At 46.1% G+C, this 11,864-nt stretch carries 7 protein-coding genes and 1 pseudogene; all 8 read left to right on the top strand.

Translation table 11 applies throughout. From position 1 onward, the window contains the following. The first annotated feature begins 7 nt into the window (after window positions 1-7). The 8 genes and pseudogenes from HQK80_05720 to HQK80_05685 all read left to right on the top strand — a co-directional run bounded on the left by HQK80_05720 (window position 8) and on the right by HQK80_05685 (window position 11,723). On the top strand, window positions 8-2,008 hold the full coding sequence (locus HQK80_05720; protein MBF0221712.1) for an acetate--CoA ligase family protein: 2,001 nt from the start codon (window positions 8-10) through the stop codon (window positions 2,006-2,008). Window positions 2,009-2,218: 210 nt separating this feature from the next. Next, complete coding sequence (locus HQK80_05715) at window positions 2,219-3,184, top strand: Mrp/NBP35 family ATP-binding protein (protein ID MBF0221711.1); 966 nt, start codon at window positions 2,219-2,221, stop codon at window positions 3,182-3,184. A gap of 33 nt (window positions 3,185-3,217) precedes the next feature. Further along, a complete protein-coding gene (locus tag HQK80_05710) occupies window positions 3,218-3,856 on the top strand; it encodes an MBL fold metallo-hydrolase (protein ID MBF0221710.1) in 639 nt (212 codons plus the stop codon). Between the two features lie 3 nt (window positions 3,857-3,859). Further along, a pseudogene (selB, locus tag HQK80_05705) lies at window positions 3,860-5,772 on the top strand (selenocysteine-specific translation elongation factor). An 8-nt stretch (window positions 5,773-5,780) separates the two neighbouring features. Beyond that, a complete protein-coding gene (hflX, locus tag HQK80_05700) occupies window positions 5,781-7,430 on the top strand; it encodes a GTPase HflX (protein MBF0221709.1) in 1,650 nt (549 codons plus the stop codon). Beyond that, window positions 7,381-8,013 (top strand): DUF4390 domain-containing protein, encoded by a 633-nt coding sequence (locus HQK80_05695; protein ID MBF0221708.1) that lies wholly within the window; start codon window positions 7,381-7,383, stop codon window positions 8,011-8,013. The genes hflX and HQK80_05695 overlap by 50 nt, the downstream gene beginning before the upstream one ends. 43 nt (window positions 8,014-8,056) lie before the next feature. Beyond that, on the top strand, window positions 8,057-10,288 hold the full coding sequence (locus HQK80_05690) for a HAMP domain-containing protein (protein MBF0221707.1): 2,232 nt from the start codon (window positions 8,057-8,059) through the stop codon (window positions 10,286-10,288). Window positions 10,289-10,298: 10 nt separating this feature from the next. Next, window positions 10,299-11,723 carry a sigma-54-dependent Fis family transcriptional regulator gene (locus HQK80_05685; protein ID MBF0221706.1) on the top strand — a complete coding sequence of 475 codons (1,425 nt, stop codon included), beginning with the start codon at window positions 10,299-10,301 and terminating at the stop codon, window positions 11,721-11,723. Window positions 11,724-11,864 lie beyond the last annotated feature (141 nt).

Below are 11,864 nucleotides of genomic sequence, written 5' to 3'. Positions count from 1 at the left end.
CAGGGGGGTGAGCTATCCGGTAAACGTTAAAGCACTTTCGATTTGTGGGGTCCGTGCCTATGCCTCACTGGCTGAAATTGACGGGAGTGTGGATTTAGCTGTGATTATCGTACCCTCCACTATGGTTGCCTCTGTTGCCAGAGAAGCGGGTCAGAAAGGGGTGAAGGGGCTTATCTGTATAACCGCTGGGTTTCGGGAAATTGGCGCGAGTGGCCTGCTGCTGGAGCAGGAACTTATTGGAATATGCCATGAATACAACATGAGTCTGATAGGGCCAAACTGTCTGGGGGTAATCAACACGGATCTTTCATTTGGCCTTAATGCAAGTTTCGCCAGACGACCTCCGTTACCCGGTAATATCGGGTTTATCAGTCAGTCGGGAGCACTATGTACAGCAGTTCTCGACTATGCTGCTCGTAAGAAAATAGGGTTTTCAAAGTTTGTATCAGTCGGCAATAAGGCTGACATTGATGAGCTTGACCTATTGAAATATCTGCATGAAGACCCCCAGACCAAGGTTATTATGATGTATGTGGAAGATCTTCGGCATGGTTTTGAGTTTGTAAAGGTTGTTAGAGAGATTACCGGAGGCGAAAATCCAACACCGATAGTTGCTGTTAAATCAGGACGAACATCTGCAGGGGCTGCAGCCGTCAGCTCTCATACCGGTTCATTGGCTGGTTCCGAGGCAATTTATGATGCCTTGTTTGAGCAGAGCGGTATCTACCGTGCCCAGACCATTAGTCACCTTTTTGATTATGCCATTGCCTTTGCAACTCAGCCACTGCCAAAATCAAACCGTGTTGCCATTATTACCAATGCTGGCGGACCCGGAATTATTGCCACAGATATCACTGTCAATGTGGGCTTAACCTTGGCCGAGTTTTCACTTGAAACCAAAGAGGCCTTGCAAAGTGCCCTGCCTAAGACGGCCAATACCAATAATCCTGTAGATGTGATCGGAGATGCTGGTGTTGATCGATACCGGGCGGCCTTTGAGGCCGTTTTAAAAGACGAAAATGTTGATGGTGTAATATTTATATTAACACCGCAGTCTATGACGGATATCTATGCCACCGCCCAAATTATTCCCGCCCTGGCCAAAAAGAGCGGTAAGCCGGTATTAACCTCGTTTATGGGTGAGATGGATGTCCGCGAGGCCATTGATTTTCTTGAAACTAATAAGATGCCTCATTATCATTTTCCGGAAATGGCTGCTCGGGCTATGGGGGCGTTGTATCGGCATTCCAAATGGATTAACCGTCAGCATCTCAGTGAAATAGCCATATCTCCAGACCGGGCGACCGCCCGCAAGATAATTGATGATGCCCTTGCCAACGGGCAGATGTATCTTGGGGAGGTCGAAGGAAATAAAATTTTAAAGGCCTATGGGTTTCCGGTGCTGCCGGCGGCCTTGGCCACCACAGCTCAGGAAGCCGCTCAAGCGGTTACGGAGTTTGGTAAATCGGTATTTAAAATTGTTTCTCCCCAGATCGTGCATAAGTCCGATCTGGGCGGGGTAATGGTTGGCATAAAAACACCTGAAGAAGCAGCTAAAGCGTTTGAAACGATTGTCTCAGTAGTTAAAGGAAACGCACCTGATGCTGAAATTACCGGAGTGTTTGTTCAGCAGATGGCCCCGGAGGGGGTCGAGGTAATTCTTGGCATTAATCGCTATAAAGTGTTTGGTCCGCTTCTTATGTTTGGTCTGGGAGGAATTTTTGTTGAGATATTTAAGGATGTCAGCTTTCGTCTGGCACCGATTCGACATAACGCGGCCCGGTATATGGTGCGCTCCACAAAGGCCTATCCGATGTTGAACGGAGCTCGTGGAGCCGAACCATGTGATACGGATGAGCTTGAACGATGTTTAGCCCTGCTTTCTGCCCTAGCTACGGAAAATCCGGAGATAGCCGAACTTGATATCAACCCCTTGATAGTCCATCGAAGGGGGAAGGGATGCTCGGTTGCCGATTGTCGTATTTTGCTTGATCCTGACCGCACCTGAACAAAGAGCTGAAAAATGAAGTTTTAAAATGATCAGCTTTGCGGTATAAGGCTTGTTCTGACTTAAACAACTGTATCCTTTTAGACCCTATATGGGAAGCATCTGCAACTGTTGTTGATGCTACGGGGTGTCAAGGAGTTGCGAACGAGGGTTGACCACCATAGGGTCTACACCCGAATGGTATTTTATATATAATGGAGGAGTTCAGTAATGGGTAGTTCATGCGGTAGTTGTGATAGTAAAAAAAGTTCCGGTTGTGGATCAAGCAAGACACAGGAACAGGCGAAAGCCCATATTGCCCAGCAGGAAGTTTCGATTAAAACTTCTTTAAGTAGAATTAAACATAAAATTCTGGTGATGAGTGGTAAAGGGGGTGTCGGTAAAAGTACGGTTTCTACAAATCTGGCGCTTGGCTTAGCAAATAGAGGCTATAAAGTCGGATTGATGGATGTTGATCTGCATGGGCCGGATATCTGCCGGATGTTGAATCTGACCGAGAACCTTAAAGATGCCCAGCAGAATGGCGGCTTGCTTCCCCCGATGAAATTTGGTGAAAATCTCAAGGTTATTTCACTTGAGTATATGATGGAAGATCGAGACGATCCTATCATCTGGCGCGGCCCTCTCAAGATTCAGGCGATACGCCAGTTTATTGCTGATATTGATTGGGGAACACTGGATTACCTGGTCATTGATGCTCCCCCTGGCACAGGAGATGAGCCGTTAACTATTGCCAATACCATCCCCGACGCGCAGGCTCTAGTGGTTACAACGCCTCAGGATATTGCCTTGGCAGATGTGCGGAAATCGCTTAATTTCTGTAAACATGTTAAGATGAATATCGTCGGTCTGGTTGAAAATATGAGCGGCTTGATTTGCCCGCACTGCAATAAAACAGTTGATGTGTTCAAGAGTGGTGGTGGGGAAAAAACGGCTAAGGATTTTAATATTAATTTTCTCGGACGTGTGCCTATGGATCCGCGTGTCGTGCTTGGTGGTGATGATGGTAATCCGTATCTGACCTCTGAGTCTGATAGCCCAGCAGTCAAGGCCTTTGCAGTAGTGATCGACAATGTGATCAAAAAACAGTCCGGTTCTGCTCCTGTTTCTCTTAATATCGCCGGGGCCTGTGGCTGTGGAGGCGGTGTTTGTGATCCTCAAAAGTGCGACTGCTGATTAAGTGGTTCAGTATAACGTAAAGGCAATGATATGATTGTACGGCAGTTGGTTGTTGGTTCTATGAGTGTGTGTTGTTATCTGGCAGTTTGCGAAAAAACAAAAAAGGCTGTGATTATCGATCCTGGTGGTGACGAGTCACGCATCCTCAAAGCAGTCAAGGACGAGGGCGCGACCGTGGAGTATATTATTAATACCCATGGACATCCTGATCATGACTGTGGCAATGCGAAACTGAAAGAGGCAACCGGGGCCCTGATCATCATCCATAAGGATGATGCTGATTTCTTTGCTAAGTCTGAGGTTAAAAAATATTTCTCTATGCTTGGACTGCCTGCCTCACCACCCCCAGATAAAAAAGTTACAGATGGTGAGAGTCTGTCTTTTGGAGAAGAGACGCTCACAGTAATTCACACCCCTGGCCATACCCCTGGTGGAATCTGCCTTTATGGCAAGCCGCATCTGTTTACAGGGGATAGCCTTTTTGTCGGCGGTGTAGGACGAACCGACTTCCCCGGTGGTGACACAAAGACCCTTATGAACTCAATTCGTAAAAAACTGTTGACCCTTCCTGGTGACACCATCGTCTGGCCTGGACATGGTTATGGTGGAGACTCTTCAACAATTTCGACTGAAGCCGCAACCAACCCCTTCCTCACCGGAGATTTTTAAAAAATGCGTGAGATTGTACTGGGGACTGCTGGCCATGTTGATCATGGCAAGACAAGTCTTGTCCGCGCATTGACCGGTATCGAAACAGATAGACTTAAAGAGGAGAAGAAGCGGGGGATTACCATTGAGTTAGGTTTTGCCTTCCTCGATTTGCCGTGTGGTCATCGGCTTGGCATTGTTGATGTTCCTGGTCATGAAAAATTTGTTAAAAATATGGTTGCCGGGGCCAGCGGTGTTGATCTTGTCGCCTTTGTGGTTGCAGCCGATGAAGGTATTATGCCGCAGACACGGGAACATTTTGAAATATGCTCTCTGCTCGGCGTAAAACGAGGCATCCTGATCATAACCAAGATCGATATGGTTGAGCCGGATTGGCTTGAAATGGTCGAAGAGGAGCTTGCTGATTTTTTTAAGGGCAGTTTCCTCGAAAATGCGCCTGTGGCAAAGGTCTCTTCAACAACAGGTGCTGGTATTGAAGCACTTAAGTCGCAGCTTGACGCCATTGTCGGCTCGTCGGAATTTGGCGCCGCAACTGGCCCCTTTCGTCTGCCCATCGACAGAATTTTCACTATGACAGGCTTTGGTGCCGTTGTAACTGGAACCTCGATGTCCGGTTCGATTTCAGTTGGTGATGATGTCTGTATCTATCCTTCCCAGAAAAAGGCCCGAATTCGTGGTATTCAGGTTCATGGCAACAGCGTCGATGTGGCTGAGGCCGGACATCGTACAGCCTTGAATATTCAAGGCTTGGAAAAGGAGCTTATTGATCGCGGGGATATGCTTGCGACACCTGATTCTCTTATCCCGTCTTTTATGCTGGATTGTGACTTCACCTATCTCAGCAGTAATGAAAAGCCGCTGAAAAACAGGACTCGTGTCAGGGTACATATCGGAACAGCTGAGGTGATGGGCCGAATTGTGCTGCTCGACACTGAAGCGGCTGAGCCCGGCACCATCGTCAACGTCCAGCTCCTTCTTGAGGAACCGGTTACCTCTTGGCCTGGTGACAGGTACGTCGTCCGGCGGTACTCTCCGGTTCTTACAATTGGGGGGGGACCGTCTTTAACAACTGTCCAGCCAGAAAGCGCCGAAGATTTAAAGAAGATAATAAAACGGCCTTTGCCCTGTATCATGATGGTGAACCTGATCAACTTGCCCTCTTGCACCTCAATGAGGCAGGCATTACTGGTTTGACCCATGTCGAGCTTGAAGCCCGTCTTGGCATATTTGGCAACAGGTTAAAGAAGCTCTTAAACACCCCGATCTCTTCGCGTAAAATTGTTGTTGTTGACTCCGAAAAAAAACTGATGATCAGCGGTGCAGTTTTGGTTGCCCTCTGCGACTTGTCAAAGTCGATCTTGTCCAAGTTTCATCTGGACAATCCCCTCAAGGAAGGGATAGGGAAGGAGGAACTTCGAAGTCGACTATATAATGGTATAGGGCAAAAACTTTTCAACCTGGTTCTGCAAACACTTGCAAAGGGCAACGATATTGTCGTTGATAATGCCTTCGTGCGGCTTTCCGGCCATAAAGTTTCTTTAAAAGAAGACGAAAAGGCCCTGCGCCTTGATCTTGAACAGAGTTTTAAGGCGGCTGGTCTGTCCCCACCCACGAAGAAGGAACTCCTGGCGACATTTCATAACTATTCATCTGGTCTGTTAACAGAGGTTATGGTGCTGCTTGTTCAGGATATGAAACTGGTACGTGTTAGCGAAGATCTTTACTTTCATCACGATTCCCTGGAAAAGCTCAAGGGCTCCCTGATGGATTATTTGAAAAAGAACAATGAAATTGATGCCGCAGCCTTTAAAGAGTTAACCGGGCTGACCCGTAAGTTTTCTATTCCGCTAATGGAGTTTTTTGATAAAGAAAAAGTGACCATACGTGTGGGAGACAAAAGAGTTTTACGTGGCTAGGTGATATTATAAGTACTATTTTTGGTCATACAGCAGGCCTCAAAACCGCACAGCACGATAAACTCGACCGTATTTCCCGGCGTCGAGTTCCTCCTGAACTGATCGTCAGTCCTGAACTGGCCAGAGAGTTGGCTGAGTTGTCTTTTGAGTTAGGCCGTCAGATTGGTGTCTTGATTAATCGTAAGGGCCAGGTTGAGTCGGTTATTGTCGGCGATAAAAAACAGATTGTAATTCCTGTTTTGTCAAGCTCCCGTTCCGCCGGTAAACGTTTGAAGGGCTTGCGATTTGTCCATACGCATCTGACAGGGGAAGGGATCTCTGAAGACGATCTGATGGATCTTCTCTTTCTCAGGTTTGACTTGATGTCCGTAATCAAAATAACTGCAGATGGTTTTCCTGAACGTTTATACTCTGTTCACCTGACTCCAACCTTGGTCAATGGTCACAACTGGTCTTTTCTGGAACCGGTTGTGCCCTCCCAGCAAAACTCCACCTGTCTTGAGCTGATTACTGCCCTTGAAAATGAGTTTGCCCGGGTCCATATTGATGCTAAGCAACAGGCAGGGGAGGACAGGGCAATCCTGGTGAGTGTTTCAACCCTACCAAAGGCAATCGCTCAAGATTCCGTCGATGAACTCCAGGAGTTGGCTCGTTCTGATGAAGTTGTTGTGCTCGGCTCAATTATCCAGCGTCGTAAACAGGTGAGTTCCCGATATATTCTTGGCAAGGGGAAGTTGAGTGAAGTTATGCTCCAGGCCCTGTTGCTGAATGCTAATTTGTTGATTTTTGACCAGGAGCTTAACGCAAGTCAGGTTAACTCAATAACCACGTTAACTGAACTCAGAGTGATTGACCGAACGCAGCTTATACTCGATATATTTGCCAGAAGGGCACTTTCCCGGGAGGGCAAACTTCAAATAGAGATGGCTCAGCTGAAATATATGCTGCCGCGTCTGGAGAGCCGGGACGATTCACTGTCAAGGCTCTCTGGTGGTATCGGCACCCGCGGGCCGGGAGAGACGAAACTTGAAGTTGATCGACGAAGAATTAAAGATCGTTTAAATGTGCTGGGCAAAAAGTTAAAGGCTGTCAGTGAAGAGCGCTACAGGCGTCGAGAGAGGCGTCGAAAAAAAGATGTTCCGGTCATCTCTTTAGTTGGCTATACTAACGCCGGCAAGTCAACCTTGCTCAACTCATTGACGAACAGTGATATTGTCGCCGAAGATAAGCTTTTTGCCACCTTGGATCCGACCAGCAGGCGGCTGCGTTTTCCCCAAGATGTTGAGGTGATTATAACTGACACCGTTGGCTTTATTCGTGATCTGCCGGAGGAGCTCCTGAAGGCCTTTCAGGCAACGCTGGAAGAACTTTATGATGCTGATGTTCTTGTGCATGTTGTTGATGTGCACAACCCGCGATTTGAGGATCAGATACGCGTTGTCGAAGATCTTATTGCGGAGTTGAACTTGCAGGTCCCGACTTTGATGGTTCTCAATAAAATTGATAAAATTGACCCCGAATCAATTGCTGTGATTGAAAAAAAATATAACGCCGTATCCATATCTGCTCTGCAGCCGGATACCTTTGGTGAGTTTTTGCATAAGGCCCATGAACTCATTATTCGACAGTGGCGTCTTCCTCAAGGTAAGGCCTGGTAAGTTGATTTATAAAAAAATGCCGATACTGAAAGTTTTAGTTTTGCTTAGCATTTTTCTGTTTGCAGGCCCCTTGCAGCAGCTTTCTGTGGCCCAGGAAGTGGGCATTAAAGATATCGTTGTCACCAACTCGAGTACAGATCTGCTTTTATATCTGAAGGTTGAAGACGCTTTCAGTAAGGATATCATTGAGGGTGTGCAAAATGGTTTGCCGGCTGTATTTTCATTTGAGGTTCAACTGACGATGATTCGTTCTGGCTGGCCAGACAAAGAGATCTATTCTGACAGCATTGAGCATACCATGGCCTATGATAATCTGAAAAAAAACTATACTGTCACCCTCGAAGAGAGAGATGGCCGGCAGACAGTTACCAACAACCTCGAAAATGCCATGTTTCTAATGGAAGAACTCAATGGCTTGACTGTGGTTAAGCTCGACCGACTCGTGCCAGACCGGGAATATGTTCTTGAGGTTCGGGCGGTACTTGCCAAAAATACGCTGCCTTTTAATATTCATTACCTGATCCCTTTTGGCGATTTCTGGGATTTCTCAACCGAGTGGTATAAAATTCGATTTAAATATTAAACCCGCAACTGTGACATTTTCCTTAACCCGTAGCCCTTTTTAAATTGTGAATACAACCACTCTTGACCAGGAAATAGAAATACGAAGAAAGAGAAGGCAGCGGCGGATACGCTACGTAATTGCAGGCTGTCTGGTTCTTTTTCTGATTGCCACCTACCTCGAAGGGCACGTTTATCAACTGGGTACTGTGCCTTTCCCCGTCAGTGGTAATGTTCTTGTCTTTGCCCTGATTAATATCAATATAATTTTATTGCTCCTTATGGTTTTTTTGGTTCTGCGGAATCTCGTGGAACTTGTTTTTGAGCGGCGTCGTAATGTTTTAGGTACGAGGTTGCGCACAAAGCTGGTTATATCGTTTGTATCTCTTTCTTTGATCCCAACGACACTTTTATTCTTTATTGCCTTGCAGTTTGTTTCGACCAGTATGGATTACTGGTTCAATATTAATGTCGATAACTCTCTGGAACAATCCTTGAATCTTGCTCAGGATTTCTATCAGGATGTTGCCGATTTTGTGGATACGAGGGGAGAGACAGTGTCGGTGTCTTTAGCCAAACGGGATTTTTCGAATCTTGATACTGTCTCGAGCTACCTTCAAAGACAAATTGCTCTGCATGGTCTCTCCGGCCTCTCGGTTCTGGCAGCGGATAACTCAGTGTTGCTTAATGTATTGGCTCAAGATCAGACCCCGTATGAAAATCCCCTCATTCCGGCGGACCTTTTTCGGCGCAGTATTTCAGGCGAAAAAGGTGTGAATGCCGCTCAGGTCATTGATGCCGGTGAACTTGTACGCGGTCTGGCAGCATTTAAACCGGAGCCTGGATCTGAGCCCTATGTATTGGTTACCTCTAAACTGATTCCCCGCGATCGTCTTGAGCGCATGGAGGTCATTTCAAAAGGCATCCAGGGGTACAAACAGTTGCTGCTCCTGAAAAAGCCGATTAAAACCAGTCTGTTGGTGATGTTACTGATTGTGACCTTGCTCATAATCTTCAGCGCCATCTGGTTTGGTTTTTATGTGGCCGGTGGATTAACCCGTCCTATGGGTAAACTGGCTCAAGGCATCAAGCGAGTGGCTGATGGTGAACTTGATTTTGTTTTGGAAAAGGATTCCGGCGATGAAATGGGAATGCTGGTTGACTCCTTCAACATGATGATCAAAGATCTGCTCTCCAGTAAAACACAAGTTGAAGAAGCCCACTTTGCCTTGAAAAGCGTTAATGATGAAACTGAAAAGCGGAGGCGGCACACTGAAATTATTCTACAGAATGTAACAACCGGAGTTATCTCTCTGGATGCTCATGGGCGGGTTATTACAATTAATAAATTCGCTGAAGATTTATTGAAGATACGCAGGGAAGATGTTGTCCGTAAAAGTTATAAATCAATTTTGCGGCTGAATCATCTGGGCATTCTTGAAAGCTTTTTCATTGAGCTTGCCGACTCGGGAAAAAGTTCAATTCAGCGCCCATTGAAAATAACGGTTGATGGCGAAACGCTCTCTTTGCGAGTTAATTTTACTAAACTGGAAAACGATGATAAACAGCCTATCGGGATCGTGATTGTCTTTGATAACTTGACTGAGATTGAGAAAATCCAGCGAATGGCTGCATGGCGCGAGGTTGCCCGCCGGATAGCTCATGAGGTGAAAAATCCATTGACCCCGATACAGCTGTCGGCCCAGCGCCTGCGCAAAAGGTATTTGCATCTGATTGAAGGGGATATTTTTGATCAATGTACTCGAACCATTATTACTCAAGTCGATGAACTCAAACGCCTCGTCAGTGAGTTTTCCAGTTTTGCTCGAATGCCGGCTATTCGTAAAACCAGGAGTGATCTTGTCGAGATGGTGAACGAGGTGTTCTTTTTGTACAAGGAGGCTCACAAGAAAATAGCTTTTCAATTTACTTATGATGAAATGCCTTTGTTCATGTTTGATGTCGAGCAGCTGCGACGCGTGGTGGTTAACTTGCTCGACAATGCGGTTGCTGCCTGTGAGCAGAGTGACCACAGCGCCATTGAAATTTTGATCCGTAAAAACAGTGTTGATAAACTTATTTTTATTGAGGTTGCTGATAATGGGCCCGGTGTCAGTGATGCGGACAAGGTGAGGCTGTTTGAGCCCTATTTTTCAACCAAAAAAACGGGTACAGGGTTGGGGCTTGCCATTGCCAGTACCGTTGTATCTGATCACGCTGGTTACTTGAAAGTTATTGACAATCAACCATCAGGTGCTCGATTTGTGGTAGAGTTACCTTTAATCCAGGATATATAAAGTTGACGTTATGGAAAAGACAGTGACCGTTTTGATTGTTGATGACGAGGTTAGTATTGTCGAATCTTTGACTGGTATTGTAAGTGATGAGGGGTATGCGGCCTTGAGTGCTCACTCTGGTGAGGAAGCCTTAACTATTATTGAGCAGGAGCAGGTTGATATTGTGCTCATGGACATCTGGATGCCAGGCCTTGACGGTATAGAAACTCTTGAACGTATCAAGGAGTCTCATCCTCATCTGCCGGTAATTATGATATCGGGACATGGCAATATCGACACAGCTGTCCAGGCAACAAAACTCGGTGCCTTTGATTTTATAGAGAAACCACCAAGTTATGACAAGATCGTTTTATCGTTAAAAAACGCAATGCTGCTTTCCCAGCTTGAAAAGGAAAATGCAATACTGCGCCAGCAGACCTCCAGCGATCAGGAAATTACCGGCAGTTCGCCCAAAATATCAGAATTAAAGGCAGTTATTGAGCGAGTTGCCCCCACTGACGCCTGGGTGCTTATACTTGGTGAACACGGTACAGGCAAAGAGTTGGTGGCGCAATCACTACACCGGAAATCACAACGCTCTCAAAAACCGATGATCGAAGTCAACTGTGCAGCTATCCCGGAGGAGCTGATTGAAAGTGAGTTGTTTGGTCATGAGAAGGGGGCTTTTACAGGTGCGAATGCCTCAAAGAGGGGGACGTTCGACCTGGCAAACGGCAGTACCTTGTTTCTAGATGAGATTGCCGATATGAGCTTGAAAACCCAAGCGAAAATTTTACGGATTTTACAGGAACAAAAATTTGAGCGGGTAGGCGGTTCCAAGACAATATCAGTCGATGTACGTGTTTTGGCAGCAACAAATAAGAATCTGGCCGATGAGATTGCCAGTGGTAATTTTCGGGAAGATCTTTACTGGCGCTTAAATGTTGTGCCAATTAATACCCCTCCCCTGCGTGATAGGCTCGAAGATATAGAAGAACTTGTCGAAAATTTTGTTCGACTGTTTGCCCTGAAAGGTCTTCCTGAAAAAGTTTTTACCAAGCAGGCCATTAAGTTGATGAAGCAGCATGATTGGCCAGGCAATGTGCGTGAGTTGAGAAATTTCATTGAACGTGTGGTTATTATGTCACCGGAAAATGAGGTGAAGCCGGAGCTTATTTGTCAGATGCTGAGCATCTCCCTGGACGCTAAACAGCAGGTTGCAGCTGAGAGGACATATGTTACCAACAGACCCGGCGATTCATCTGTTGCTGAGACCTCCGATTTTATTGAACGGCTGAAGAAAAGTAGTTTTAAGGATGCCAAGAAGGAGTTTGAAAAGCTGTATTTTAATCTGGTTATAGAAGAAAACAGGGGTAACATCTCAAAAACCGCAGAGAAGATAGGGATGGAGCGAAGTCACCTGCACAAGAAATTGAAATCGTTTGAAACGGATTAATGATTAATGCCCACAGCAAGGGCTAACTGAATAGTATAAGAATTTCCATTTTTGCATGATAAGAAAATCCCCCTGAATCCCCCTATGACAGGGGGACTTATGGGGATTTTGTGAAGGTGAAAATTGCTCAGATCTGTTGCT

Source organism: Desulfobulbaceae bacterium (assembly GCA_015231515.1).
Taxonomy (GTDB): Bacteria; Desulfobacterota; Desulfobulbia; order Desulfobulbales; family VMSU01; genus JADGBM01.
The sequence above is the reverse complement of the archived record's forward strand: the minus strand, read 5'-3'. Positions and strand labels throughout refer to the sequence as shown.